This window comes from Labrys sp. E2SS-1L, assembly GCF_057073705.1.
Window position 1 is genome coordinate 4,770,886 of record NZ_CP172712.1, and the last position, 26,327, is coordinate 4,797,212.

Here is a 26,327-nt window from a genome sequence, read left to right on the forward strand (position 1 = left end):
CTGCAAGCGACCCTGCTCGACGAGGCCGGCAGGCCTCGCCGGGCCTGATGCCCAGAACCGCCGAAACGCTTATCTGCTTCGGCGGTTCTGGTCAGCCGCGAAAATGCCTTAAGCCCATTCGGCCGATTTGTTGCGGAAGACCAGCAGCTTGCCCTGCCAGATCGGTTCTTCGGCCGCCTGAGCGCTGGCTTTGCCGGCCAGCAGCACCATCAGCACGCGGGCAACGCCACCATGGCTGACAACCACCTGATCCTGCGTCACCGTCTTGAGCCAGAGCGCGATGCGGTCGTGCAGCATGGCGTAGCTTTCGCCGCGCGGCGGGACATAGGCCCATTTGTCGGCCGTACGCGCCTTCACCATGTTGCGGTCCACCGACCGCAATTCGGCCCAGGTTCGGCCTTCCCAATCGCCGAAGGTCAGCTCCTTGAGGCGATCATCGGTCGTGTAGCGCTGCGGCGGCAGGCCGATCGCCTTGCGCGCCAGTTCCGCCGTCTCGCGCGTGCGTCCCAGCGGGCTGACCAGCCAGGGCAAGCCGTCCGGCTCAGGCAGAATCTCGGCAAGCCTGTGGCCAGCCTCGGCAGCCTGCTTGCGTCCGGCTTCGTTGAGGGGAATGTCCTGCTGGCCTTGCAGGCGCGCTTCAGCGTTCCAGTCGGTCTCGCCGTGGCGCATGAAGTAAAGTGTTGGCGCCACGGGCTTACTCCTGCTTTGGACGCATGAACCTGACGGGAGGCCGTCCTGCCTCCCCAAGCAGAGCTTCTCAAGGTCGCCCACTTACGGTTGACACCCAGACGCTCTGCAAGTGTTTGATATCTTGCAGATCCTTCTTGGACGGGCATGACGCCAACCGGCGAACGCCCGTCTCGTTTTCGTGCTGCCCGCTCCCGCAGAATCGCTGGATCGGTGCTCCAAAGCCTGCCCTTGCCGCTCAGTCCTTGCCGGCAAGCGTGATGTCGGGCGAGGTCGGATTCTTCATGCCGACCACGTGGTAGCCGGCGTCGACATGGTGCACTTCGCCGGTAACGCCGCGCGACATGTCGGAGAGCAGATAGGCCCCCGCTTCGCCCACTTCCTCGATAGTGACGGTGCGGCGCAGCGGCGCGTTGTATTCGTTCCACTTCAGGATGTAGCGGAAATCGCCGATGCCGGAAGCGGCAAGGGTCTTGATCGGGCCGGCTGAGATGGCGTTCACGCGAATCGCCTTCTCGCCGAGATCGGCGGCGAGGTAGCGCACGCTCGCCTCGAGCGCGGCCTTGGCCACACCCATGACGTTGTAGTGCGGCATCCACTTCTCGGCGCCGTAATAGGTCAGCGTCAGGATCGAGCCGCCATCCGTCATCAGCTTCTCGGCGCGCTGGGCGACCGAGGTGAGCGAATAGCAGGAGATCAGCATCGTCTTGGTGAAATTCTCTTCGGTCGTCTCGAGATAACGGCCGTCGAGCTGATCCTTGTCCGAAAAGGCGATCGCATGGACGATGAAGTCGAGCTTGCCCCATTTGGCGGCAACTTCGGCGAACACCGCATCGATGCTGGCGCCGTCGGTGACGTCGCAATGGCCGACGACCAGGGCATCAAGTTCGGCAGCCAGGGGCTCAACGCGCTTCTTGAGGGCGTCCCCCTGATAGGTGAAGGCGAGCTCGGCGCCATGCTGCCTGCACGCCTTGGCGATACCCCAGGCGATCGATCGATTATTCGCCACACCCATGATGAGGCCGCGCTTGCCGGCCATCAATCCACTTGCTGTCATTCCGCAACTGCCTATTCGAAAGGAACGGCATGAATAACGGAAGGCTGCGCAGGGGGGAAGGGGCGATAGACCTATTTGTTGAGGAATAGACCATCCCTGTCATGCCGGGAGCATTGTGGGCAACCTTCCCGCCCCCGGAACACCGCCGTCAGACGTGCTGGCCGCCATTGATGGCGATCTCGGCCCCGTTCACATAGGAACTCTGGTCCGTGCACAGGAAGTAGATGGTCTTGGCCACCTCGTCCGGCGTGCCGAGGCGGCGCATCGGGATCTGCGCGACGATCTTTTCGGTGCCGGGCGACAGGATCGAGGTATCGATCTCACCGGGCGCGATCGCATTGACCCGGATGCCCCGCGGCGCGAAGTCCGAGGCCATTTCGCGGGTCAGGGCGGCCAAGGCAGCCTTGGAGGTCGAATAGGCGGCCCCGGCAAAGGGGTGAACGCGCGCGCCCGCTATCGAGGTGACGTTCACCACCGAGCCCTTGACCTGCTCGAGCTCCTGGATCAGCCCGCGCGCCAGCATGATCGGTGCGAAGAAATTGACCTGGAATACCCATTGCCAATCCGAAAGCCCGGTCTCGATGCTGCTCAGGCGCGAGCCACCCTTGCCCTTCGGCGAAATCGCCGCATTGTTGACCAGTGCATGCAGGCCGCTGCCGTCGAGACGGCGCTTGATCTCCTGGATCGCTTCCTCGGTATTGGCCGGATCGGCCAGGTCGACCTGGATGTGATCCTCGGGGCCCGCCTCCCACGGGCATTCCTCCGGAAAAGCATGGCGGGAGCAGGTGATGACCCGCCAGCCTGCCGCTGAAAAGCGCTTGACGGTGGCATGCCCGATCCCCCGGGAGGCGCCGGTGAGGATCATCGCGCGCTGCGGATGCTGGGAGGAACTGCTTGTCATTGATGTAACCGATCGAAAAGGGGGGCGGCTCCCAAGAGCCATGCCAGAAGACATAGATATCACGACGCCCAAATGAAATAGGGCGGCGGATCGCCGCGAATGGCATCCCGAATTGCAGCGCCGCTGTCCTCAGGGATAAAGCTGTTCGCGGCTCCAGCCGCCCTGGCTTTCGGCACGCCGGAAAACCAGGCGGTCATGCAGCCGGAACGGCCTGTCGTGCCAGAACTCGATCTGCACCGGCAGGATGCGAAAACCGGTCCAGTGCGGAGGACGTGGGATCTCGCCGATGGCGAATTTGGCCGTGTAGGTCGCCACCGCCTTTTCGAGGGCGAAACGCCCCTCGAGCGGCCGCGACTGCTGCGAGGCCCAGGCGCCGATTCGGCTCCCGCGCGGGCGCGTGGCAAAATAGGCGTCGGCCTCCGCATCCGTGACACGCTCCACCGGCCCGCGCACCCTCACCTGCCGGCGCAGGCTCTTCCAGTGAAACAGCAGGGCGGCCTTGGGCGTGCCGGCCAGTTCCTGGCCCTTGGTGCTCTGGGTGTTGGTGAAGAATACGAATCCCTTGTCATCGAGGCCCTTGAGCAACACCATGCGAACGTCCGGCAAGCCATCGGGATCTACCGTGGCGAGCGCCATGGCGTTGGGGTCGTTGGGCTCGGATTTCTCCGCCTCCGCGAGCCATTGCGCAAACAGCAAAAACGGTTCGGACGCGCCGAGGAAGCCAGCCGAGTCACCCGGCGTTAACTCGCCCGTGCCAAGATTACCTAACGTCATGGTCATTGGGGTGGCTCCACTGTGTTCAGCCTGTTCGTCTTCAAGGGCGCTTATAACGCGTACCGCGTCCGCGGCCCACTGTCAGCGCTGATCGCCAGTGTCATTTTGACAGGCTGCGCCATTTCGACGCCTCTCGGCCCGATCTTCGGTTCGGCCGAAGATCAGACCACGACCGGCTCGATTCCCGCCCAGGACATCCGCCTCAATGCCAGCATGACCGATGCCGACTGGCAGCAAGCCAAAGCTGCGCTGCAGGCTGCCATGGACCCCCAGAATCCGGGCGCGTCGATCCAATGGTCGAATATGACGACCGGCGCCCATGGTTCGGTGACCCCGGTGGCCGAGACCTATGTCGAGAACAAGCTCACCTGCCGCAGCTTTGTGGCGGCGCAGTCGGACCAGACCGGGGGGTTGGTCCGGGGATCGAACCCGGCGCAATGGTACCAGGGCAAGGGCTGCCGCAAGAGCGGTACGGCCTGGTCGATCGTCAGCGTCCAGCCCTGGGCCCTGCCGAGGGCATGAATTTGCCGGTGCCGGAGGCCCGGTTAATCGAACATTCAGGTGGCGGGGTCTATACTGCCCACCATGCCGTGCGAAGTATCACGGAGCCTTCACGTTAACCATGATAGCTTCGCCGCCAAATATTCACAGTCCGGCCCTCACCTCGCTTCAAAGCACCTCCAGGGTGAATGCAAGTAGAGCGTGTCGTTGCGTATGGAGTTAATTATGACGACCTCCCCTCTTTCCGCCGCCCGACCGGGCGAAGGGCTCGCGCCCCAGCAAGGGTCCCCGCGCGAGCAGTTGCAGCATCTCTATCGCGCCATCGGTATTTCGGCCGTCGCCGCTGCCGCGGCGCAGGTGGCCCGGGTCGTGGCCAAACCCGAAAAGCCCAAGCATGAAATGCCGGCCTGCCTGCGCGACGAAGACGACGATCTCGCCGCCTGAGCGGAAGCATCCTGCATTTATCGATATGCGACGCGGCTGCAACGACATGCGCGCGGCATATCGGTAACATTGAACTTATGAATGCATCGCAGCCGCGCCGCAAAGCGCGGCTTTCTTTATGGCCATGCGGCTCATTTACTTGTGACGTTCTTGCAACATGCTGCAGCAAAATAACGTCAATGTCGCAATTGGGCTAATCATGTCGCCGTTCCGTCATAATTCCCACGCCTTCGCTGTCAATTATGGGATAAGTTGTTGTCGTAACTGCGTAAATCCGTGCACGTACTTGTCGTGTATCTTGGTTGAGGACCAGATTATGGACATCGAGGGATCGCGTCTCCAGCAGCCCGCGCAAGAGAAGCGGGAAAAGCTCGAGGATCGTTATGGCAAGATCGCCATCCCGGCTCTGGCCGCCGCCGTGGGCGCGGCGCGCAAGGAAAAGGACCAGCGCCAGATGAGCGCGGAGGCGGCCTATACTCGCCTTCAGCAGATGGCCCAGTCGTAAGACTTGGCAATATTGCAGGTCGGTATATCCGGCGACGGTTCGCGCGTCCTGGGGCAAGCCTCGGTGACGTCCGGTAAGACATGCGGAAGCAAAGCGCGTTTTCCGAAACGACTCGCTTAGTCCTCGATTTCGCCTTGTCGAATCGCCGTTCGGACCGCCTGCGCAGTCGTCGCTGCTCCCAGGCGCAGGCGTGCCCGGCGCAGATGATTTTCAACCGTCCGCTCCGACAAGCCGAGTGTCGCAGCAATGTCCGCCTGTCGCCGGCCCGCTGCCGTCCAGCGCAGGACTTCGCGCTCCCGCGGCGTAAGGTTGGCGGCCGTGTCGTCGCCACCACCTTCGATGAGGCGCCGCGCCGAGCGGAAAGCCGTGACGCCGATGATCGTCAGGGCGATGCGAGCCCGCGCAGAGCTGTCGATCCGCTCACCGCCATAGGTCACGGCGCCCTCGAGACCGGCGGGGCCGAAGACGGGAATCTGCAGCCCATGCACCCCTGCCCCCCTAGGCGTGCGGACCACGCGATATTTCTCGCCGCGGCCCGAAACCGTCTTGGTCCAGAAAAAGGCTTCGTCCGTGGACAGGATATGGCGCGTCACCGGGCAGCGGCGGACATAGGTCTTCGCATCCACGACAGTCCCGTCGCCAAACCAATCCCCCTCCGCCCAATAGATCTTCTCGATCAGGTCGTCGCGCACCGGGGCTGCAGAAAACAGCACGAAACGATCAAATCCGAACGGCAAAGCGGCAGCACGGACGCGGCGCTGGATCGATGCAAGGTCGTCGCTTCTCTCGATGGCGAAGACCGTGCCGTGGAGCTGATCCATGTCTTGATCCGTATCTTCATGCGCCGTCATCCGGGCGACTATAGCGCGGCTGCCTCCGTGATCAGAGCGCGGGCTGCTGCCTTGCCAAGATTGTTCGATGCGAAAGGACTGTCGCCGGTAATGAGCTTGCGATCCTGGTGCGTTCGGCCGGTGATGTCGTCATTCAGGATTTCCACACCGGCTTCCCGCAGCTTCTCGCCGATGAACCAAGGCATGGGTCCGGGCATGTAGCCGATATCGGGCGTCTTCGCGTCGATCGAATCGGGGAACACGCAAATCTTGTAGCCCTTGAAGGGGGAGTCTGCCTTGGCTTCGCCGATCGAGGCGGCCAGCAAGGCCGCAGGGCCATGACAGAGCGAGATGATGTGCTTGTCCTTGCGCAGGGCCCATTCGAGCACCGCCTTGACGTCGCGGCTTTGCGGCAGGCCGATCAAGGCGCCATGTCCCCCGGGGATGAAGACGCCGATATAATCCGAGGCATTGCCGAGCCGGCCCTCGATGACGTCGGACAGCTTCAGTGGCTGCTTCAGCCTGTCGAGATATTTGCGATAGATGCCCTGGACTGCATCGTCCTCCTTCGGAAAGGCCCAGAGCTCCAGCTTGACCGGGTTTCCCGACAGGGTGGCGATCTCGATTTCGAAACCGGCCTGGTCCATGTGGTACATCGGCAGCAGCATCTCGACGGGGTGGTTGCCGGTCGAGAACATCGTGCCGTTGCGCATGAGGAGATAGCGCTCGTCCGCCGCGATCATCAGGATTTTCCAGCGCCCTCCGCGATAGGCGTCGGGGTAGTGTGCATCCCCCAGGCCGGATTTGGCGGACGTGAACTGGCTCAGTGAATAGGGCGAAGGAAAGAAGGCATTCTCCTCGGCACGATCGGGGGTAGGACGTCTGTCTTCCGAGCGGTCGGTCATGTTGGTCTCTCCGGGCTGATATGAACCGTCCACCGAGGATAGTCTCCATGCCACGCGCCTCGGATGAGGGATTTCCCTCAACCTGGCCAGAAAGACCGCCCCTCATTCGGCAACCATGCAGCGCCGGCCGGGCAAACAAAAAGCCCCGGAAAGATCCGGGGCTTCATGTCGAACGAATGCCGGGCAGGCCAGCCCGGACGCGCCGGGATGCCCGAAACCGCAAATCTCAGCGCACGATCACCTTCGTGCCGGCGGGAACGCGGTTATAAAGATCGATCACGTCGATGTTGCGCATGCGGATGCAGCCGGACGATACGCTGCGGCCGATCTTCTCGGGTTCGTTGGTGCCATGGATGCGATAGAGCGTATCCTTGCCGCCCTGGAAGAGGTAGAGCGCGCGGGCGCCGAGAGGATTGGTCCAGCCACCCTCGGTGCGCTTGACATGCGGCCAGCGCGCAATCATCTCGGCCGGCGGATTCCAGGTCGGCCATTCCGCCTTGTGGTCGATGACGGCCTCGCCCGTCCAGCCGAAAGCCTCGCTGCCGAGGGCCACGCCATAGCGCATCGCCTTGCCGTCGGGCAGCGTATAATAGAGCAGATGCTGCTTGGTCTCGACCACCACCACGCCCGGCGGCTCGCCGGTGGGATTGTCGACCATGTAGCGGGCAAACATCTTGTCCACATCGCCGGTGGGAATCATCGCCATGAACTGAGCGTCCCGCTCCGAGAGCACGGGATCGGCCGTCTTGGTATATTGGCAGGCGCCCAGACTCAGCGACATGGCCGCGAGCACGGCGAAATGGACCAGTTTCATAGTACCCCCGAATACGTCAGCGCGTAGCTAGTACCGACATCATTATGGTTACTGTTCGGTTAAGTCCGGCGGTACTAGGCAGACGAGAGCCGGAAACATCAACACATCAGCAGTACAAAAATGAAACAGCCAGTGGGTGTCAATGCGGTTTGATTAAAAAACAAGAAGTGTTGCCGATATCATACGCCGCCCCCGTGACCCACTCGGAAACCCGCCCCTGGAGCGTTTTGCAACCTAGCGGAACCCCAGGAAATGACAAAGATACGCAGAAACAAACAGTTTGGGCAGGAGAGAGATCGAAAAAGAACGTGCTCTACCCCGACGAAGCCGCCCCTGCCTTACTGTAACGCAGGCGAGGTGAGGACACGCATCGTGCCTCTTCCTTGGAAGAGCTGCGCCGGCTTCCTGAAGCAACCAAGCGTAAGGTTCGCTCTCTACGGGAAATCCAAGCTGAAAGGAGCGGACAAACCTCCTGCAAGGCCTGCCCGCTCAAGGTACTGCTATGGAGAGTAGAGTTACGTCCACGGCAACCCGGTTTCCCGGCCGCTGCACCCCTGTGCCTTTCGGCACAGCCGGCTGCCGCTGCAGCGACTATTCGTCAATGAGCGGTCGACGGACGCGTCGGCGCCGAGAAGCTCAATGCGCTGTCGATTCCAGCGATGATCCCGCGGGCCAGGTCGACATGACGGCCGACACCGGCGGAAAGGGCATCCCGCATCTGCGAGTCGAGAGGAGAATTGTCGATGGCGACACCGAGACTGGACAGCGTCGCGCAAAGCTCGCCCAGTAGACGCTGGTGCTGCCGGATCGACAGCATATAAGCGCGATGCAGCTCGGTGATGTCTGGCGCCGACATGTCGATGTCGTCGTTCCAGTCCAGGCGTGCGTTTGAGGTCAACATCGATAGTCCCCGACGATTTTGCGTGGGCTCGTGCTGATTTCCGGCCCAGCTGATACAGCAATGGTTAATTGGAAACGGCCCCTTCGCGCTGTGCGTTTTCGCACATCGCTGCGGGGCGGTATCAGCATGCCGCCTGTCCAAAAAGCGGGAGAAGGGCATTCAAGCGGTGCGCGGGAGGTGGCGCCGTCAATGCCGAATGAACACCATCACCTCGCGTCCCCCCTATGCGAAAGCGCACAGAGGTAACGGACGACGGCGACACATTCTGCGCCCTGCCAGGGCACGCAACCTTCGCTTGTGTTCGAACCGGCAACCGGCGAGCATGGCCGGACGGGCTTCCGATCGGCAGATCCATTGGAGTTTTCCATGCAGAAAGGCTTTTGCTTCCTCCTTCTGGGCTTCCTCGGCCTGGCGGGCGCCCTGTCGCCGATGGCGGCGAGCGCGAGGGCAGAAGAAGGAGCTCGCGTCATGCTGGTGCTCGATGCCTCGGGTTCGATGTGGGGCAAGGTAGGCGCCATCACCAAGATCGAAGCGGCCCGCCAAACCGTCGGCACCATCCTGAAAGGCTGGCCTTCGGAGGATCAGCTCGGCCTGATGGTCTATGGCCACCGCCGCAAGGGCGACTGCAAGGACATCGAGACGCTCAAACCGGTCGGCCCCGTCGACGAGCAGGCCTTCATGGCCATGGTCGGGGGCCTGTCGCCCAAGGGCCGTACGCCGATGACCGACGCCGTGCGAGCCGCCGCCGAAGCGATGAAGGGGCAGGAGGGCCGGTCGACCATCATTCTCGTCTCCGACGGCGTCGAGACCTGCAATGCCGACCCCTGCGAGGTCGCCGCTGCCTTGAAGAAGGCCGATATCGACCTCGTCGTCGACACTGTCGGTTTCGACATCAAGGATCCCGAGGCCAACCGGGAACTACGCTGCATGGCGGAGGCGACCGGCGGCATCGCCCTGCAGGCAGAGGATGCCGGCGAACTCACCAAGGCCATCCAACAGGCCGTTCACACGGCGCAAGGCAATCCGCCGCCGCCTGCGCCGGCTCCGCAACCCAAGGCCGAGCCGAAGGCGGAACCCAAGCCTGACTGGAACCTGACCGGCTATGCGAGACTGGCGGCCGGCGACGACCCGCTCACCGACAATGTGCAGTGGGAACTCGCCCGCCCGGCGCCGGAAGGCGTGGCGCCTGAAACGGTGATGACGAGCTACAACGCCAACATCCACGAGCAGGTCGCCCCAGGTGACTACATTCTGACGCTCACGGCGGGACAGGCCAGCGTGAAGGCTCCCATCACCATCAAGGCCGGCGAGATGAACCGCGTCGACATGGCGTTGAATGCCGGCCGCCTTGGGCTGCGCGCCAAGCGGACCGCGACTGAAACGGCCCTGGAAAACGCGACCTGGACCGTCAAGGCCAAGGGCAGCACCGACGACCTGTTCACCGCCTATGATGCCGAGACGTCCGTCATCCTGCCGGCGGGCGAATACAGCGTCACCCTCAAGCTCGGCACGTCCATTCAATCCCGTGACGTCGAGGTCGCACCGGCCGAAACGGTCCCCGTCGAGGTCATCGCCGGCGTGGGCAAGCTCAAGGGCAAGATTGTCTTCGTTTCCGGAGGCCCCGTCGCGAAAGATCCCCATGTGGAGATCCTCGCCGGCGCCACGCCGGTCGATGGTGAGTCGTTCCTGGCCGATGCCTATGACGGCGAACCCGTTTTCGACATTGCTGCCGGTACCTATCGCGTTCATGTCCAGATCGACGGGGTGGATCGCGTCTTCCCCCTGGAGATCAAGGCGGGCGAGACGGTCACGGCTTCCTTCCCCCTCGATGCAGGCCTTGCCGCCCTCGACGCGCCGGGTGCGGACTCGGTGCGCATCACCAGTCCCGAAACCGATATCTATGGCGAGGCGAAAGAAATTACCCGGCTCTACACCCTGCCGGCGAACTACGTCCTGCCTGCCGGCAAATACAAGATCAGCGCCTGGAAGGGCGATGTCAGCGTCGTCCAGGACGTCGACATCAAGGCCGGCATACGCAATGAGGTGAAGCTGGCCCTGCCGCAATGATCCCGATTTCGGTGCCCGTCCTCGCCCCTTTACGGGACGAGGTGCGGCCATCGGCAGCGACTTGCGAATGAATTCGATAGCAGATGCAAGGGTGCCTCAACAGGCATCGGCACTGTTGGAGCCTGCAAGCGCCCTGCCCCGAACGCGACGCATGTCAGGGAAACACCAGATATCGTCTCTTGATGCCGCTGCGGGTGTCGGCCATCAGGAGATCGATGCTATCGACTTCGCCTTCGTGCCGAAGTCCGGCCACCACCGCGGTGACGGTCAAGTCCGGCCAGGCTCGCCGGACCGCCTGTCGAATCGCCTGCTCGACATCCAGTTCCATGCGTGTCGGATCGGGCATGCTCCAATCCTCGAAGACGAGGCCGAGCGTTCGCGCAAGCGTGATGCGAAGCTGATCGTCGCTTGGAAGATCGGACATGCGAAAGGCCCCCGGTAATCGCGATCTGCATCATGCGCTGTTCCGGCGTCAAATGAGAAGCGCCACGTCGTTCATGACCATTACAAGAATGGGTTGGGTGCCCGACCGGATCCGGACCGACTGCCTTCAGCATCGCCAAGCGCTCGAGCACGGCGTACCGACGAAGACGCCTCCATCACCGGACAATGACGGCATCAGATCGGCTTTGCCGTCAGCACCACGATCCAGTGATCGAGCCGTTCCTTCAGGGCCCGGTCGCGTATGAAGGCGACCTCTTCATCCTCGAGTTCTTCGACGATCTCGAGGGTGAAGGCCTGTTCTCCGTGTCGGTTCCAGGCGGCCTGCAAGGCCTGATTCAGGCTGACACCCTGGCCCAGGGTGAACCAGAGCCGGTTGCGGATCTTGGAGAGGTCCGGCGCCCGGCCAACCCAGCATTCCCCCGTCTCCGCACAGCGAACGGCATAGATGCCGCCCGCGACCTTGCGCTTCCTATAGGCGTCGACGGCCGCCTTGCGATCTTCGCGTTTCATGGGCGGCCTCCTTCGGCCGAACCGGGTTGGCGTTGCACGTTGGAAGGCAGCCATAAACCAGATCGGCATGTGAGGCAATATTACCCGGGTATATTGACTGCATAATTTTACCCGGGTATAATGGCCGCCATTCACAGTCCACCCGTTCGGCGGCAGACAAGTGCCTGCCCAGGCTGGACTCCGCAGGATGCCGAGGAAAAATCATGCCGCCCTTTCTCTCTCCTACGCAGGAGGCCGGACGAGCCTTCGTGACGCGGGGCCTTTCCGGCCCCATCACCATGCTCAATCTCCTGCGTTTTCGTGAGGTTGCCGACTATTCGGCCTCGCCGGATCTCGCCCCCGCCGCGCCGATCACCGGCGAGGAAGCCTTCCGGCGATATATCGTCCACACCCTGCCCTTCCTGTCCCGAAGTGGCGGCGAAGTTCAGTTTCTCGGGAACGGTGGTGCGTTCCTGATCGGCCCCGAAACCGAACGCTGGGACCTGGTCATGCTGATCCGGCAGGCCTCGGTGCAGAGCTTCCTCGCCTTTGCCGAAGACCGGGACTATCTCGCCGGGCTCGGGCACCGCACCGCCGCGCTGGTCGATTCACGCCTGTTGCCGCTGACGGAACTACCGATTCCTGCCTGATTTTCACCCGTCGATTTCCCGCATGCACCTGGCGGTCCGCCGCCCGGATTGCATGCGCTTGCCCGGTATCCGCCATGTCATCGTCTCCCACCTCCCGCCCCCTATGGCGCCTCTATCTCGGCATCCTCCTGCCCATGATGCTGACCAATGTCCTCCAGGCCGCCTCCGGCACGCTCGACGGCATCTGGATCGGCCAGTTGCTCGGCCTGCCGGCCATTGCCGCGGTATCGGCCTTCTTTCCGATCCTGTTCCTGGCGCTCTCGCTGGTGATCGGCCTGAGCAGCGGCGCCGCCGTGCTGATCGGCCAGGCCTGGGGGGCAGGCGATCGCCCGCGCGTTCGCCGTATCGCCGCCACCGCCATCGTGATGATGCTCGCCCTCAGCCTGCCGATCGCCCTGTTCGGCCACTTCGCCGTTCCCGGCCTGCTGCAGGCCCTCGGCACGCCCATGACGATCCTGCCGGCGGCCATCGACTATGCGCGCCTGATCACAGTGGGTTGCCCCATGATCTTCCTGCTCTGGCTCGTCACCTCGATGAGCAGAGGCGTCGGCGATACCGTCTCGCCGCTCTTCGTGCTCCTCCTCGCAACCGCACTGTCTCTTGTCGCCACGCCAGCCTTGATCGAGGGCTGGGCGGGACTGCCTCGTCTCGGCATCGCGAGCGCCGCCGTCTCCACCATCGGCGCCTATGCGTTGTCGCTGCTCTGGCTTGCCTGGCACTGGCGCCGCCGCCGACATCCACTGGCGCCATCGCTGTCACCTGCCTTCGATGTTTCGTTCGTTCCGGCCATCCTGCGCATCGGCTTGCCGACCGCCGGCCAGATGATGAGCCTGGCAGTGGCGGAACTGGTGCTGCTTGGCCTGGTGAATCGGCACGGCATCGGCGCAACGGCCAGCTACGGCGCGATCAATCAGATCATGAGCTGGGTGCAGTTTCCGGTGATGTCGCTGGGCATCACGGCGACGGTCCTGGCTTCCCACAGCATCGGCGCGGGCAAGCCAGGCGCCGTCGGGCCTATCCTGGCAACGGGACTGCGTCTGAACCTGGTTACCACGGGCGCCTTCGTGGTAGGCGCCTATCTGCTTGCCCCGGTGGCTATCGGCCTGTTCATCACCGATTCCGCCACGGCTCTTGCCGCCGCAGGTCTGCTGCGCATCGTGCTGTGGAGTGTGGTGCTCGCCGGCTGGTCGGCGGTGCTAAGCGGGGTCATGCGGGCAGATGGTACGGTCCTGGTGCCGATGGTGCTGTTCATGGCCGCCATCGCCCTGGTCGAGGTACCGCTGGCCTGCCTGCTCGATGCAAAGCTCGGCCTGTCCGGTATCTGGATCGGCTATGCGGCCGGGTTCGCCGCGAATCTGCTGTTTCAGGCCTGTTACTACCGCCTCGTCTGGTCGAAGAGACCGGCGCGGCTCTTGACCTGAGCGGCCGGAAATCAGGCCGGATGGGTCACCTTGCCCTCCGGCCGGAAGCGCGCATTGAGCAGATCGCCGATCTGCCCCCGCGCGCGTACGGCCTCCGGCAGCGGCAGCAGCATCCAGGCATGCACCATGCCAGCCTGCTCGAGGAGGTCGATGGGCTGTCCCGCCGCCTCCAGACGCTGCACCAGCCTGTGGGCCTCGGGATTGAGGAGATCGGCCGTGCCGGTCATGACGGCGACTGGCGCGAGCCCCCGCATCTCGCCATAAAGCGGACTGATACCGGGATCGTCCAGCGGCAGGTCACCGGCATAAAGGCGCGCCGCCACACGGGCTGCCTCGGGCGTGATCACCGGGTCATGTGGCCTATGAGCCAGCGTCGCGGGATCCTCCATGGTGAGGTCGAGCCAGGGCGAGAGCAGGACGATCTGGCCCGGCTGGGGCCGACCGGCCGAGACCAGGGCCTGGGCCAGCGCGAGGGCCAACCCGCCTCCAGCCGAATCGCCCATCACCGCCATGCGCTCCGGGGCGATGCGGGCACACAGATCCGTGTAATGCGCCAGCACGCTCGCCAGCACGTCGCGAGGATCGTTTTCCGGAGCCAGAGGATAGAAAGGCACCGTGACACTGCAGCCGGTACGGCGGATCAGATCTTCGAGAAAACGCCAATGCAGGAAGCTGATCGCAAACGAATAGGCGCCGCCATGCAAGTAGAGCAGATGGAAGGGCGCCTGCCCGCCATCCCGTGGACCGAGGTGGAATACGCGGTCACCATGCGCCATGTCCTGCCGGATCTCGCAGAGATTGCGCAAACGGGCGGGAGGCAGTGCAGGACCGGTATGGCGGCTCAGGCGGATCAAGGCCTTCAGAACCGGCGGCCTCGCCCAATCCTTCACCCTCAGCAGGCGAAACAGGCCATGCAGCGAGCGCGCGGCGAGGCTGCCTTCGACGGCTTTCGCCATCCCGCCGCCGGATAGCGGTTCAGGGCCTTGCGCCTTAGGAGCTGGCGCCTTCACGCTTGAAAATCGGCTCGACCCGGCTGGCCTGCCTCAGGAAGACGAAAATGGCATAGAGGGCTATCAGGCCGAACACGCCTTGCAGGATGATCTCGACCGTGGGGCCGAGCTGGAAAAATCCCGCCAGCGCCCAGCCGGAAGCCCAGGCCGCACCGAGCAACTCGGTGCCGATCAGAACGGCAACCGAGCAAATGGTGATCAGGCTGGTCCAATTGATGGATTTGTCAGAGCTGGGCAAAGGCGGCTCCCTGGCGGCTTCCGTGAATGTCGTCCCATGCCTCTATACCATCGCGCCGCGCTTTGCTACGCCCCTTCTGGAACGAAGCACGCTGGAGCGAATTGGCACTCCTGCGCTAACGCATTGTTTTCAGGCGCCTTTGGATTCCCGACGGATCTCGGGGTGCATGAGATGACAAATCGTCCATGTAAGCCTTCGCTTGGAAAGTCCCCTGCCCATGGAACCCCCCGTTTTCGGTCACGCTGCCGTCGCCACGCCCCATCATCCGGCCAGCGAAACCGGCCAGCGCATCCTGATCCAGGGCGGCAATGCCATCGAGGCGATGATCGCCATGGCGGCCACCATCGCCGTCACCTATCCGCATATGAACGGCATGGGTGGTGACGGTTTCTGGCTGGTGGCCGACAAGAGCCGCCGCGTCCGGGCGATCCAGGCTTGCGGCCCCGCCGGCAGCCGGGCCACCATCTCGGCCCTGCGCGATCTCGGCTATGACGAAGTGCCGTCTCGCGGCGTCCTCTCCAGCCTCACGGTTCCCGGCGCAATCGCCGGCTGGCAGATCGCCGCCGAGATGGCCAGGGCTTTCGGGGGACGGCTACCTGTGGCCCTATTGCTGGAAGACGCCATCCGCCATGCCCGCGACGGCATTACCGTCTCGGCCTCGCAGGCCCGCGTCGAAGCGGCAGAGATCGATGAACTCAAGGCCGTGCCAGGCTTCGCAGCCCATTTCATGCCATCAGGCGAAGCCCTCAAGGCCGGCGACCGCCTCCTGCAGCCGGCTCTCGCGGGTCTGCTGGAGCAACTCGCCCATGCCGGGCTCGACGATTTCTATCGTGGCGACGCGGCCCGCGAGATCGCCGCCGATCTCGACCGCGCCGGTGCCCTCGTCACGCGGGAGGATTTCCGACGCTATGAAGCACGGCTGCGCGAGCCGCTGAGCCTCGCCCTGCCGGGGGTCACACTCTCTAGTTTGCCGCCGCCGACGCAGGGCCTGTCCACCCTGATCATCCTCGGCCTCGCCGAACGCCTCGGCCTCAAGCGAGCAGGCGGCTTCGAACACCTCCATGGCCTGATCGAGGCGGCCAAACGGGCCTCGGCCATCGCCGATCGCGAGATTGCCGATCCTGCCTCGATGAGCGCAGATCCGGGCGCCTTCCTCATCCCGGCCTTCCTGGAGCGCGAAGCCGCGGCGATCTCGATGGCGCGCGCCGCTCCCTCCTCCCCGCAGGGTGCGAAGGGCGACACCGTCTGGATGGGCGCGATCGACAAGGAAGGCCTTGCCGTCAGCTACATCCAATCGATCTATTGGGACTACGGTTCGGGCCTGGTCCTGCCGAAGACCGGCCTGCTGATGCAGAATCGTGGCCTTGCCTTTTCGCTCGACGCCCGCTCGCCGCGCGCCTTGGCCCCGGGGCGCCTGCCCTTCCATACGCTTGCCCCGGCCATGGCCCTGTTTGCCGACGGACGGGTGATGCCTTTCGGAACCATGGGCGGCGATGCCCAGCCGCAGATCCTGGCGCAATTGTTCTCACGCTATCGCCTCGGCGAGGACCTTGCGACTGCCGTCGATGCCCCGCGTTTCGTCCTCGCTCGCGACGGGAAGACCAGGAAATCCGTGCTCCAGCTGGAAGACAGATTCGACGAAAGCCTCCTCAACGCGCTCGACCGCGCTGGTCATCCCATCGACATCGGCCAGCCCTATGCAGACAGCTTCGGCCATGCTGGCGCGCTCGTCCGTCACATCAGGGACGGACGCATCGAGGCGGTGCACGACCCGCGCGCCGATGGCGGGGCCCTCGGGCTCTAGCCCATCGAGCCGAGGGGGGGGATATCGGCCCTTTAATAAAAGGGACTTTGGAAACAACAAATTATGGCATCGATCTCACCTTCGGGATCAAGTTCGATGCTGCAGAGCAGGTTTATGGATGTTCGAGAATGGCGACACGCTACGCGATCTATTATGTGCCCGCTGCAGATTCGGCGCTCTGGCGCTTCGGCAGCGAAGTCCTGGGCTACGATGCCTTTACCGGCCGGGACGTGCCGCAATGGCACCCTGCCCTTGCCTCGGCGTCCGCCTGGCATGAGATGACCGCCGATCCCCGGCTCTATGGCTTCCATGCCACCTTGAAGGCTCCCTTCCGCGCGGCCGAGGGCGTGGACGAAACGGCTCTTGCATCGGACTTCGTTGCCTTCGCCAAGACCCATCGGCCGGTCGATCTCGGCGCCTGGGCCATTCTGCCGATTCCGTCCTCGCGCGACGGCCGCGCCTTTCTCGCCATGGTGCCCGCCGAGCCGCCGGCCGAGCTGGCCGTCCTCGAGAGCAGCATCGTCAGGCATTTCGACAGGCTGCGTGCGCCGCTCACGCCCTCCGAAATCGCGCGCCGCAACCCGGACCGCCTGAGCGAGCGCCAGCGTGGCTATCTCCATGCCCATGGCTACCCCCATGTGCTCGAAGAATTCCGCTTTCACATGACGCTGTCGGGCGCCATCGAGAATGCCGCGGCCATCGGCGAACACCTGGACGCCCGAGCCCAGGAGCTCGAGGTCGCTCCGCATTTGCGCATCGACCGCCTCGGCCTGTTTCGCCAAGAGGATGGCGGGCGTTTCCAGGTGATCGACGTCGCCACGCTCCAGGGCTGACGGCGGCGGCTTTCCTGGGATGGATCAGGCCGCGTCTGCCTTTTCGGCGGCATGCGGCTTGCCGTACAAGCCGATATGGGCATCCCCCCAGGCCTTCAGCGCCAGCAGGACCGGCTCCATGCTGCGGCCGAGGGGGGAGAGGCTGTATTCCACTTTGGGCGGTACCTGCGCATAGACCTTGCGCTCGATCAGCGCGTCCTCCTCCAGTTCACGCAACTGGTTGGTCAGCATGCGCGGCGTGACATTGGCGATGTGGCGGCGGATCTCGCTGAAGCGCAGCGTGCCGGCGAGCAGATGGAACAGGATGATCGACTTCCACTTGCCGTCGATCAGGCCGATGGCTGCCTCGACCGAACAGCCCGGCGTGCAATCGAACCGCGAATGGCGCGCTTTGGCCATGACAGTATCCTTTGTGATACTATAGGCGTTTTTTGTGCATATTGACGATAAGCAATCATAAGCACAAGTTCCGCCCATAGCAATCAGCGACGAGGAACGAGCCATGAAAGCAATCGGATACAGGACAGCCGGCGCCATCGACAGCACCACGGCGCTCGAGGACTTCGAGCTGCCCCGGCCCAAGGCAACCGGCCACGACATTCTGGTCGAGGTCGCGGCAATCTCCGTCAACCCGGTCGATACCAAGGTGCGCCGCAGGGCCTCGCCTGAAGCCGGTGAGTGGAAGGTGCTGGGTTGGGACGCGGTCGGCAGGGTGGCCGAAATCGGCGAGGCGGTTACCGCCTTCAAGCCCGGCGACGAAGTGTTCTATGCCGGCTCGATCACCCGGCCCGGCGCCAACAGCCAGTTTCATCTGGTCGACGAGCGCATCGTGGGCCACAAACCCAAAAGCCTGTCGAATGCAGAGGCTGCGGCCCTGCCTCTGACGGCGATCACGGCCTGGGAGATGCTGTTCGACCGGCTCGACATTCGCCGCCCCGTGCCCGGAGCGGCCAATGCCATCGTGATCGTCGGCGGCGCCGGCGGGGTCGGGTCGATTGCCATCCAGCTCGTCCGCGCGCTGACCGATGTGACGGTCATCGCCACTGCCTCGCGCCCGGAGACACAGGACTGGGTACGCGAGTTGGGCGCCCATCACGTCGTCGACCACAGCAAGCCGATCGCCGAACAGATTGCGGCGCTCGGAATCGGAGCACCCGCCTTTGTCTTTTCCACCACCGAGACCCACCGCCACCTCGACGAGATCGTCGAACTGATCGCCCCGCAGGGCCGGTTCGGGCTCATCGACGATCCCGAAGCCTTGAACATCATGGGCTTCAAGCGCAAGGCGGCCTCGATCCATTGGGAACTGATGTTCACCCGCCCGATCTTCCAGACGCCGGACATGGACGAGCAGGGCAAACTGCTGAACGAGGTCGCCGCACTGATCGACGGAGGCAGGATCCGCACCACGCTCAGCCAGGTGCTGCGTCCGATCAATGCCGAAAATTTGAAGCAGGCCCACGCCCTGATCGAAAGCGGGCGCGCCAAGGGCAAGATCGTGCTGGAGGGCTTCTGAGAAATGCGAGCGGCGCGCGGGCGCTGAGTTCCCGCGCCCGTGAAGAGTTCGGGACAACCCGGCCGCGTTGACAGGTTCCGAAGCCGGAAGCTGTTATCAAACAGCGCGCTCCCGGACCAAAGGCTGTGGCGTTTTGCGATTTGGTTGAATCACCAAGCATCGCAAAGACGCGTCGAACCAAAGAGTCAGAGCAAAAAAGCATTCACGCCTGAACGCGCTTTGCTCTAGGGAGCGCCATGCTTCCGCCCCACTCGGCGGGTTACAACCCTCCGAGTGGTGAATCGCTACAGCTCCCGCCCTCTGCAAACCGGATCGTTCATGCGTTCGCTTCTTCTCGCCACCGTGCTGCTCGGTTGTCTCATTGGACGGGCTGCGGCCCATCCGCATGTCTTCGTCAATTCGGCCAGCGAGATCGTCTACGACGACAAGGGGCGAGTAACCGGCGTCAAGCAGCACTGGACCTTCGACGAGGCCTTTTCTTCTTATGCCACGCAGGGGCTGCAGCAGAGCGCGAATGGTGGCTACACCCGCGAGGCTCTCGCTCCTCTGGCCCAGACCAATGTCGAGAACCTCAAGGATTTCGGCTACTTCACCTTTGCCAAGCTCGGCGGCAAGGAGCTTTTGTTCAAGGATCCGGTCGATCCTTATCTCGACTTTACCAACGGCGTCCTGACCCTGCATTTCTTCCTGCCCCTGTCCTCCCCGCAGACACAGGGGCAGAAGGCCTTGGCAATCCAGATCTACGACCCGACCTATTATGTCGCGTTCACCCTTGATGACGAGACCCCTGCCAAACTCGACGGTTCCCCACAGGGTTGCGCACTCAACGTCATCAGGCCCAAGCCGCCGAGCGAGGACCAGAAGGCCGCCGCCCTGCAGCTCGACGAGGCCTATTTCAGCGCACTGGACCAGAACAAGGATTTCGGTGCCAAATTCGCCAACAACATCCAGGTGAACTGCCCGTGATTGCGGGGACAGGCCGTTTTGCCAAGCGGGTCGCGCAGGCGGCACCAGCCGTCCTGGTCCTGCTTATGCTGATGGCCGGCGAAGCGCTGGCCCAGAAAAGCACGCCCTTTGGTATCAGCCGGCCCGAACAATCGATCACCGGTCCCGCCAGTCCCTTCCTGGCCTGGATCCTCACCGAGACGGCGCGCTACTACCAATTGCTCGTCGATGCCTTGAAGGAATCCAAGCAGAACGGCACGGCCAGCCTGGCGCTGATCACCCTCAGTTTCGGCTATGGCGTCTTCCACGCGGCCGGCCCCGGCCATGGCAAGGCGGTGATTTCCTCCTATCTGTTCGCCAATGACGAGGCGGTGAAGCGTGGCATCGCGCTGTCCGGCGCCTTCGCCCTGGTGCAAGCGCTGTCCGCCATCGCCATGGTGTCGGTGCTGGCCGCCATCCTCAACGTTACCGCCCAGACCATGGATGCCTCCACCCTGATGCTGGAGCGTCTCTCCAACTTCATGGTGATGGCGGTCGGCGCCTGGCTGTTCTGGCGCAAGGGTCGCGCGCTCTGGGGACTGATCGCCGCTCGTTTCGGCCTGCCCGGCGCCAGCATCCACGTCCATGACGCCAATTGCGGGCATCTCGCCTTGCCGACCGACAGCGACACCGCCAAGCGCAACAATATGCGAGCCATCCTGGCCGCCGGCCTCAGGCCCTGCACGGGTGCCATCATCGTGCTGGTGTTCGCCTGGCGGCAGGGAATCTACGGCTCGGGCATCATCGCGACCTTCGCCATGGGCCTGGGTACCGCCCTCACCATCGCCGTCATCGCCACCGTCGCGGTGATGGCCAAGAGCCTGGCCGTGCGCCTTGCCGCCCCGCAGAGCTTTGCCGCCGCCGTCACGGTGCGCACGCTCGAAATGGGCCTTGCCTTCATGGTCTTTGCGCTCGGGCTCATCCTGCTGGCCGGCGTGATAAATTTACCCTCTGCATAGGCTCCGTCATCGCCAAAATGCTTGGCCCCCAAAAAGCTGCGCAGTATGATGCGGCAAGGCGTGCCGAGAGGCGCGCCCAGCGCGAATTTCCGGCTCAATCCGCAGGGAGAAGCGGCCAGCCGGGGGGCGGCCGGAGGATCGACCGATGGGCCAGCAGATAGAAGCCGTCGTCCAGCGCCTGAGGCGCTTTGCCCGGGCGCTCAGCCATGATTCCGATGGGGCGGATGCGCTGGTCCTGGAGATCCTGTCCGCGCATGAAGGCAAGCGTCTCGACTATCCCCGCCTGCTCACGGCGCTGATCGCCCGCCGCCGCGACCTCGACGACCGGGAAAACCAGCTCAAGGCACAGCGGCCGCCGATGAAGGCTGGCTGCTCCAGCCATCCCGACATCCTGCGCGCCTTCGACCGCCTGCCCCTGACCGATCGCGAGGTCCTGGCGCTGATCATCATCGAAGGCCTGGATTATGAGACGGCGGCGGCCGTGCTGGCGGTGCGCGAAGAAGCCTTCATCGCCCGCCTCACCCGGGCTCGCGAGGCCTTTTCGCGCCAGGTGGACGGCCAGCGCCATGCCGTGCTGCGGATCGTGAAATGACCGAACCGACCCGCATTCCCGACCGGATCTTCAACGCCCTGGTCGATGGCCGGCTCTCCGCGCGGGTCGAGCGCGAAACGCGCGAAGCGCTGGAAACCGATCCCCAGGGCAGCGAGCGTGCCGCCACCTGGCAGCGCCAGAGCGAAGCCTTGCATGCCGCCCTCGCCCCCATCGTGCGGGAGCCCCTGCCCCTTTCGATGATGCTGAAACTGCGTCACGACAAGCCGGTTGCCTGGCATCGTGACAGCACGCTTTGGACCTATGTCGGCATTTTCGCAGCCGGAGTCGCCGTCGGCCTGGCTCTCGACCTCGCCACGCCGACCTTGCGGGCCTTGATCGGGATCTGATAATATTGATTTTTCAGTAATACTGAAATTCATTCCACATTTCGGTTGAAATTAAAATTCTTCGTGCCTACCTTGGCACCATGAAACTCGACGCCTGGCTCAAACAGACCGCCACCCCCCGCAGTGCCTTCGCCAAGACGGTGGCGCTGTCGCCTGCGAGCATCACCGCCCTGTGCAATGACGAGACGGCGTGGATTTCCCGCGAGACCGCCGCGCGCATTGCCGAAGCAACCGGTGGCAGCGTCACTCCCAATGATTTTCTGGGCCTTGCCCCGGTTCGAGACACCCTCAAGGAGACTGTCGTGTCCCATCAGAAGATTCAGGCCGCCATCGAGGCCTTTGCCCGTGGCGAGATCGTGGTGGTGGTCGACGACGACGACCGCGAGAACGAAGGCGACCTGATCATCGCCGCGAGTCATCTCACCACCGAGAAGATGGCCTTCATCATCCGCCATTGCTGCGGCATCGTCTGCGCCCCCTTGACGCTGGAAGAGGCCAAGCGCCTGCGCCTCGATCCCATGGTGTCGCAGAACGATGCCCCGCTCGGCACGGCCTTCACCGTCACTGTCGACGTCAAGCACGGCCTGACCACCGGCATCTCGGCCGAACAGCGCGCCAACACGGTGCGGGCGCTCGCCAATCCCAATATGGGCGCCACGGATTTCGTGCGCCCCGGCCACATCTTCCCGCTGATCTCCAAGGAAGGCGGCGTGCTGATGCGCTCCGGCCACACCGAAGCAGCCACCGACCTGTGCAAGCTCGCCGGCCTGCCCCAGGTCGCCGCGATCTGCGAACTCGCCAATGATGACGGCACCGTCAAGCGTGGCCCCGAAGTCGCGGCCTTCGCCGAAACCCATGGCCTGCATGTGGTCTCGATCGCCGATCTCATCGCCTTCCGCCAGGCCCGCGAAAAGCTGGTCGAGCGGGTGGCGACCTTCACCGTGGAAAGCGAGATCGGACCGCTCACCGCCTACGCCTACACCACGCCCTATGACGAGGTGCAGCAACTCGCTTTCGTCTATGGCAAGATCGGTGACGGCGAGAACGTACCGACCCGCCTGCACCGCGCCGACGTGGTGACGGATGTGTTCGGCGGCGCCAAGACGCTCGGCAGCTCCCTCACCAAGTTCAAGGAAGCAGGCCGGGGCGTGATCGTCTATCTGCGCGACGGTACTGCGGGCGTCCCCATGGTGACGCACGGCTCGGACCACGGCTCGGAAGCCGCGCGCAACGAGCAGTGGCGCGAGGTCGGGCTCGGCGCCCAGATCCTGCGCGACCTCGATGTCTCGTCGATCAAGCTGCTCTCGACCAAGCCGCGCACCTATATCGGCCTCTCGGGCTTCGGCATCGAGATCAAGGGCACGGAGACGGTCTGAAGACCGCCCCTCTCTTCACACCGGCAGCGCAGTCGTCTTCTTGACGCTGCGCAAAGCCAGTGTCGATTGCACGCGGACCACACCGGGAAGCTGGGTCAGGATCTCGGTGTGGATGCGCTCGAAATCAGCGGCATCGGCATAGGCGACCCGCACCATATAGTCGGCGGCACCGGCCAAGAGGCAGCATTCCGTCACTTCGGGATGGCGCTGGATCGCCGCCTCGAAGGCATCGAGCGCACCGCGTCCCTGCTGGTCCAGCGTGACGAGCACGAAGGCCACCCCCGGCAGGCCAGCTTCCTTCTCATCGAGCAGCATGACATAGCGCGAGATCAGTCCGCGCTCTTCAAGAAGCTTGACCCTTCTCAAGCAGGCGGAGGGCGACAAATTGACCTTCTCTGCCAAGTCGACATTGGTCAGGCGCCCATCGGCTTGCAACAGCCTGAGAATGGCACGGTCGCGGATATCGAGCGAGATCTCGGATCTTGGCATAAACAGCGATCATTTGATCAATTTGTCGCATACTATGCGACAGAACGCCCTGAACACCAGACTTTTCCGCGAGAAATTGCGCGATTTCCGCGCCAACATGCCTTTCTAGCCTAAAGCCCGACGACAAGGGCTGGCTTCATCACCATACAAGGCGAAAACAATGCTGATCGGCGTCCCCAAGGAAATCAAGGACAATGAATTTCGCGTCGGCCTGATCCCATCTTCCGTTGCGGAACTGGTGCATCACGGCCACAAGGTCTGGGTGGAAACCAATGCCGGCGTCGGCGCCGGCCTCTCGGATGCCGATTATATCGGCGCGGGTGCCGAGATCGTCGACAACCCCGACATCCTCTTCGCCAAGGCGGAGATGATCGTCAAGGTGAAGGAACCGCTGGCGGTCGAGCGCCGGAAGCTGCGCCAGGACCAGATCCTGTTCACCTATCTCCACCTGGCTCCCGATGCCGAACAGACGCATGACCTCGTCGCCTCCGGCGCCGTCTGCATTGCCTATGAGACCGTGACCTCGGCCACCGGCGCCCTGCCCCTGCTGACGCCGATGTCGGAAGTCGCCGGTCGCCTGGCGCCGCAGGTCGGCGCCCACAGCCTGGAGAAAGCTCAGGGCGGGCGCGGCATCCTGCTGGGCGGTGTTCCCGGCGTTCCGGCAGCCGAGGTCGTCATTCTCGGCGGCGGCGTCTCGGGCACGCATGCGGCGACGATTGCCGTCGGCATGGGGGCGAAAGTCACCGTGGTCGACCGCTCGGCCGAGGCTCTCAAGCGGCTTGCCGCCCAGTTCGGCACGTCGATCTCCACCGTGTTCTCGACCCGCTCGGCCATCGAGGAACTGGTGAAGCGGGCGGACCTCCTGATCGGCACGGTACTGGTTCCCGGCGCGGCGGCTCCCAAGCTCGTCAGCCGCGACATGGTGCGCAGCATGAAGCCTGGCGCAGTGATCGTCGACGTGGCGATCGACCAGGGTGGCTGCATCGAGACCTCGAAGGCAACCACCCATTCAAACCCGACCTATGTGGTGGATGGCGTAGTGCATTACTGCGTCGCCAATATGCCGGGCGCGGTGGCGCGCACCTCGACCTTCGCGCTCAACAACGTCACCCTGCCCTTCGCAGTGGCGTTGGCGGACAAGGGCTGGAAGCAGGCGCTGCGCGACGACGCGCATCTGCGCAACGGCCTCAACGTCGTGGATGGCAAGATCACCTGCCACCCGGTCGCGGAAGCGCATAATCTGGCTTATGTCAGCGCAGAAAGCCTTCTGCAGGCCTGACCGTGACGGCGACCGGGGGCATCGGCAGGGATGCCCCCCGGGCGCGACCTTCCCGGGCCAAGATCAGTGCGATGACACCGAGGCTGCAGCATCGGTTGCCCTGAATGGCACCGGAACCGGCCTGACCTTGGTCCTCGTCAAGAGCTTGGCAGCGACGAAAACACAGGCGGCCGGCACGATGAGATCATCGATGCGCCCGCCCATCAGCGAATTCGGAATCAGATTGTACAGGAAAGCGTAATAAAGACCGGCGATGGCCAGCAATCCCGCCGCTATGAGCGGGTTTCGTCTTTTGCCCAGCAGCCTCATCTTGCGCCTGAAATAGCGCCTCGCCCGCATCGCAAAGGAAGGACGGAGTGTCGCCCCGGCGGCAGCCGGAAGCGGCGACGGCGCGGCAACCTGGTCGGTCCCCGCGGCAAGGATACGCGCAGCCTGTGTCTTCATCATCTGGACATAGGGGTCATCCTGAATTTCAGGATAGGCCGCCATCATGTCCATGATCATCATGACCGTCTCCGGCTTGAGGTCCATGCCGCGACCGGCCTTGCCGACATTGATGCGGCTGCCCTTGGATTTCGCAGCCTCCAGGCCGGCGGCAATTTGCGCCGTAGTTGCCGGGATACCGGCAAACGTCAGCATCTCGCCTATCGCCTTGTCCGGATCGGCAATGAAATCCTCATACATGAAGATCCGCGCGGCCTTCGAGCTGCGCCACCCCATGTAGAAATTGATATACCAGGGCATCGCCAGCATGGCGATCATGTGCTCGAGCTCGGCTCGGTCCCGGCTCAAATGCTGCTTGTCGAGATAGAAGAAGGGATTGACCGGGCTCTCGCGATGCACATGGTCCCGGATGCTGACTACGACATCGAAAAGGCTGCGGATCAGGACGATGATGGAGACATCGTAGTCGCTGCACAGCTCCTCGGTCCAGGTGCTATGCTTGATATGGTGCTGCGCGACATAGTCGAGCTTGGCGTTTTGGGCCAGGCAGATTTCACAAAGTTCCTGCTCGCGGCGTCCGTAACTTGGAATCAAATTGATTGAATTAAGGTTCACCGCGTTTGCTATGGCACTGCTTATGAATGTCGAAGCCGATTTCGGCATGCAGGCCACAAGAACATGGTGCGACATCGCGTCTCCTTCGCTCGAACAATTGATCTCCATGATCGGGTAATTGTCTTTGCTACTCAGCGCCCCCCAGCAACTACCCAGCGTCATACCACAGGAAACATACTTTCCCGGCTGGTTCAACCTACGGTTAGTCTCTGTTTTTCCACTGAGGCCAGCATTCGGCAGACGGGCGATAAGAGAACGCCGGCTCTCGTCCAAAGTTCCAGGCTTGGCAAACCATTCAACGGTTACGCGTCTTACTGACCGCCCCCGACAAAACCGCAATATCTATCATTCTGGAATCATTACAAAAATGAACTCGGATGGATCACGTCGGGCCAAAAGCCACGAAGGTCGAACCAAGATGTGGGGATATGCTGAATTCGCTGTCGGCGCC

Annotated in this window: 30 protein-coding genes; 15 read left to right on the forward strand and 15 right to left on the reverse strand. The window is 63.4% G+C overall.

What is annotated here, in order from left to right:
- Nucleotides 1-108: 108 nt before the first annotated feature.
- The 4 genes from ACIGJE_RS22300 to pdxH all read right to left on the reverse strand — a co-directional run bounded on the left by ACIGJE_RS22300 (nt 109) and on the right by pdxH (nt 3,419).
- Entirely contained in the window at nt 109-690 is a 582-nt protein-coding gene (locus ACIGJE_RS22300; RefSeq protein WP_311942366.1) for a histidine phosphatase family protein, read from the reverse strand.
- Nucleotides 691-925: 235 nt separating this feature from the next.
- Nucleotides 926-1,744: an enoyl-ACP reductase FabI gene (fabI, locus tag ACIGJE_RS22305; protein WP_068284574.1), complete on the reverse strand. Its 819-nt coding sequence runs from the start codon at nt 1,742-1,744 to the stop codon at nt 926-928.
- Nucleotides 1,745-1,892: 148 nt separating this feature from the next.
- Nucleotides 1,893-2,645, reverse strand: coding sequence for an SDR family NAD(P)-dependent oxidoreductase (locus ACIGJE_RS22310; protein WP_394311955.1), 753 nt, complete (start codon nt 2,643-2,645; stop codon nt 1,893-1,895).
- A gap of 129 nt (nt 2,646-2,774) precedes the next feature.
- The gene (gene pdxH, locus ACIGJE_RS22315) at nt 2,775-3,419 is read right to left on the reverse strand and encodes a pyridoxamine 5'-phosphate oxidase (RefSeq protein WP_415080738.1); all 645 of its coding nucleotides are present in this window, start codon (nt 3,417-3,419) and stop codon (nt 2,775-2,777) included.
- A 21-nt stretch (nt 3,420-3,440) separates the two neighbouring features.
- On the opposite strand from pdxH, the gene ACIGJE_RS22320 reads away from it, so the two are divergent.
- From ACIGJE_RS22320 to ACIGJE_RS22330, 3 genes are all read left to right on the forward strand, one after another.
- Nucleotides 3,441-3,941: an RT0821/Lpp0805 family surface protein gene (locus tag ACIGJE_RS22320; RefSeq protein ID WP_311942356.1), complete on the forward strand. Its 501-nt coding sequence runs from the start codon at nt 3,441-3,443 to the stop codon at nt 3,939-3,941.
- 204 nt (nt 3,942-4,145) lie between these two features.
- The gene (locus tag ACIGJE_RS22325; RefSeq protein WP_068284582.1) at nt 4,146-4,364 is read left to right on the forward strand and encodes a hypothetical protein; all 219 of its coding nucleotides are present in this window, start codon (nt 4,146-4,148) and stop codon (nt 4,362-4,364) included.
- A gap of 316 nt (nt 4,365-4,680) precedes the next feature.
- Nucleotides 4,681-4,869 (forward strand): hypothetical protein, encoded by a 189-nt coding sequence (locus ACIGJE_RS22330; protein ID WP_149251642.1) that lies wholly within the window; start codon nt 4,681-4,683, stop codon nt 4,867-4,869.
- Nucleotides 4,870-4,985: 116 nt separating this feature from the next.
- Here the strand turns inward: ACIGJE_RS22330 and ACIGJE_RS22335 are convergent, their stop codons facing one another.
- From ACIGJE_RS22335 to ACIGJE_RS22350, 4 genes are all read right to left on the reverse strand, one after another.
- Entirely contained in the window at nt 4,986-5,690 is a 705-nt protein-coding gene (locus ACIGJE_RS22335; RefSeq protein ID WP_415080695.1) for a PA1136 family autoinducer-binding transcriptional regulator, read from the reverse strand.
- A 38-nt stretch (nt 5,691-5,728) separates the two neighbouring features.
- Nucleotides 5,729-6,604, reverse strand: a complete 876-nt coding sequence (hchA, locus tag ACIGJE_RS22340) for a glyoxalase III HchA (RefSeq protein ID WP_415080693.1) — start codon at nt 6,602-6,604, stop codon at nt 5,729-5,731.
- Nucleotides 6,605-6,830: 226 nt separating this feature from the next.
- Complete coding sequence (locus ACIGJE_RS22345; RefSeq protein ID WP_311942341.1) at nt 6,831-7,418, reverse strand: L,D-transpeptidase; 588 nt, start codon at nt 7,416-7,418, stop codon at nt 6,831-6,833.
- A gap of 598 nt (nt 7,419-8,016) precedes the next feature.
- Complete coding sequence (locus ACIGJE_RS22350; protein ID WP_311942338.1) at nt 8,017-8,319, reverse strand: hypothetical protein; 303 nt, start codon at nt 8,317-8,319, stop codon at nt 8,017-8,019.
- 366 nt (nt 8,320-8,685) lie between these two features.
- On the opposite strand from ACIGJE_RS22350, the gene ACIGJE_RS22355 reads away from it, so the two are divergent.
- Nucleotides 8,686-10,386 (forward strand): vWA domain-containing protein, encoded by a 1,701-nt coding sequence (locus tag ACIGJE_RS22355; protein WP_415080690.1) that lies wholly within the window; start codon nt 8,686-8,688, stop codon nt 10,384-10,386.
- Between the two features lie 154 nt (nt 10,387-10,540).
- On the opposite strand, the gene ACIGJE_RS22360 is transcribed toward ACIGJE_RS22355, so the two are convergent.
- Nucleotides 10,541-10,810, reverse strand: coding sequence for a hypothetical protein (locus tag ACIGJE_RS22360; protein WP_311942332.1), 270 nt, complete (start codon nt 10,808-10,810; stop codon nt 10,541-10,543).
- A 194-nt stretch (nt 10,811-11,004) separates the two neighbouring features.
- Complete coding sequence (locus tag ACIGJE_RS22365; protein WP_311942329.1) at nt 11,005-11,340, reverse strand: GIY-YIG nuclease family protein; 336 nt, start codon at nt 11,338-11,340, stop codon at nt 11,005-11,007.
- A 203-nt stretch (nt 11,341-11,543) separates the two neighbouring features.
- On the opposite strand from ACIGJE_RS22365, the gene ACIGJE_RS22370 reads away from it, so the two are divergent.
- Nucleotides 11,544-11,969: a DUF1330 domain-containing protein gene (locus ACIGJE_RS22370; RefSeq protein ID WP_311942327.1), complete on the forward strand. Its 426-nt coding sequence runs from the start codon at nt 11,544-11,546 to the stop codon at nt 11,967-11,969.
- Between the two features lie 74 nt (nt 11,970-12,043).
- A complete protein-coding gene (locus ACIGJE_RS22375) occupies nt 12,044-13,390 on the forward strand; it encodes an MATE family efflux transporter (protein WP_311942325.1) in 1,347 nt (448 codons plus the stop codon).
- Between the two features lie 11 nt (nt 13,391-13,401).
- Here ACIGJE_RS22375 and ACIGJE_RS22380 read toward each other — a convergent pair whose 3' ends face one another.
- Together ACIGJE_RS22380 and ACIGJE_RS22385 are read right to left on the reverse strand one after the other, a co-directional pair.
- Complete coding sequence (locus ACIGJE_RS22380) at nt 13,402-14,346, reverse strand: alpha/beta hydrolase fold domain-containing protein (protein ID WP_415080685.1); 945 nt, start codon at nt 14,344-14,346, stop codon at nt 13,402-13,404.
- Between the two features lie 34 nt (nt 14,347-14,380).
- The gene (locus ACIGJE_RS22385) at nt 14,381-14,638 is read right to left on the reverse strand and encodes a hypothetical protein (RefSeq protein WP_483678730.1); all 258 of its coding nucleotides are present in this window, start codon (nt 14,636-14,638) and stop codon (nt 14,381-14,383) included.
- A gap of 217 nt (nt 14,639-14,855) precedes the next feature.
- On the opposite strand from ACIGJE_RS22385, the gene ACIGJE_RS22390 reads away from it, so the two are divergent.
- Together ACIGJE_RS22390 and ACIGJE_RS22395 are read left to right on the forward strand one after the other, a co-directional pair.
- A complete protein-coding gene (locus tag ACIGJE_RS22390; protein ID WP_483678732.1) occupies nt 14,856-16,442 on the forward strand; it encodes a gamma-glutamyltransferase family protein in 1,587 nt (528 codons plus the stop codon).
- Nucleotides 16,443-16,570: 128 nt separating this feature from the next.
- Nucleotides 16,571-17,275 carry a DUF1045 domain-containing protein gene (locus ACIGJE_RS22395; RefSeq protein ID WP_415080680.1) on the forward strand — a complete coding sequence of 235 codons (705 nt, stop codon included), beginning with the start codon at nt 16,571-16,573 and terminating at the stop codon, nt 17,273-17,275.
- 24 nt (nt 17,276-17,299) lie between these two features.
- On the opposite strand, the gene ACIGJE_RS22400 is transcribed toward ACIGJE_RS22395, so the two are convergent.
- A complete protein-coding gene (locus ACIGJE_RS22400; protein ID WP_311942313.1) occupies nt 17,300-17,674 on the reverse strand; it encodes a winged helix-turn-helix transcriptional regulator in 375 nt (124 codons plus the stop codon).
- A 103-nt stretch (nt 17,675-17,777) separates the two neighbouring features.
- Here ACIGJE_RS22400 and ACIGJE_RS22405 point away from each other — a divergent pair, with 103 nt between their 5' ends.
- From ACIGJE_RS22405 to ribB, 6 genes are all read left to right on the forward strand, one after another.
- Complete coding sequence (locus ACIGJE_RS22405) at nt 17,778-18,791, forward strand: zinc-binding alcohol dehydrogenase family protein (protein WP_415080678.1); 1,014 nt, start codon at nt 17,778-17,780, stop codon at nt 18,789-18,791.
- A gap of 318 nt (nt 18,792-19,109) precedes the next feature.
- Nucleotides 19,110-19,757, forward strand: a complete 648-nt coding sequence (locus ACIGJE_RS22410) for a DUF1007 family protein (protein ID WP_311942309.1) — start codon at nt 19,110-19,112, stop codon at nt 19,755-19,757.
- On the forward strand, nt 19,754-20,734 hold the full coding sequence (locus ACIGJE_RS22415) for a nickel/cobalt transporter (protein ID WP_367623394.1): 981 nt from the start codon (nt 19,754-19,756) through the stop codon (nt 20,732-20,734). Before ACIGJE_RS22410 ends, ACIGJE_RS22415 begins: the two co-directional genes overlap by 4 nt.
- A 145-nt stretch (nt 20,735-20,879) precedes the next feature.
- Nucleotides 20,880-21,326, forward strand: coding sequence for a sigma factor-like helix-turn-helix DNA-binding protein (locus tag ACIGJE_RS22420; protein WP_311942305.1), 447 nt, complete (start codon nt 20,880-20,882; stop codon nt 21,324-21,326).
- Nucleotides 21,323-21,673, forward strand: a complete 351-nt coding sequence (locus ACIGJE_RS22425; RefSeq protein ID WP_311942303.1) for an anti-sigma factor family protein — start codon at nt 21,323-21,325, stop codon at nt 21,671-21,673. Before ACIGJE_RS22420 ends, ACIGJE_RS22425 begins: the two co-directional genes overlap by 4 nt.
- An 80-nt stretch (nt 21,674-21,753) precedes the next feature.
- Entirely contained in the window at nt 21,754-23,049 is a 1,296-nt protein-coding gene (ribB, locus tag ACIGJE_RS22430; RefSeq protein ID WP_483678733.1) for a 3,4-dihydroxy-2-butanone-4-phosphate synthase, read from the forward strand.
- Between the two features lie 15 nt (nt 23,050-23,064).
- Here ribB and ACIGJE_RS22435 read toward each other — a convergent pair whose 3' ends face one another.
- Nucleotides 23,065-23,538, reverse strand: coding sequence for an Lrp/AsnC family transcriptional regulator (locus ACIGJE_RS22435; RefSeq protein WP_068284623.1), 474 nt, complete (start codon nt 23,536-23,538; stop codon nt 23,065-23,067).
- A 160-nt stretch (nt 23,539-23,698) separates the two neighbouring features.
- Between ACIGJE_RS22435 and ald the strand changes: the two genes are divergently transcribed.
- Nucleotides 23,699-24,817: an alanine dehydrogenase gene (gene ald, locus ACIGJE_RS22440; RefSeq protein ID WP_483678734.1), complete on the forward strand. Its 1,119-nt coding sequence runs from the start codon at nt 23,699-23,701 to the stop codon at nt 24,815-24,817.
- Nucleotides 24,818-24,880: 63 nt separating this feature from the next.
- On the opposite strand, the gene ACIGJE_RS22445 is transcribed toward ald, so the two are convergent.
- On the reverse strand, nt 24,881-26,071 hold the full coding sequence (locus ACIGJE_RS22445; protein ID WP_311942297.1) for a sulfotransferase domain-containing protein: 1,191 nt from the start codon (nt 26,069-26,071) through the stop codon (nt 24,881-24,883).
- Nucleotides 26,072-26,327: the final 256 nt, after the last annotated feature.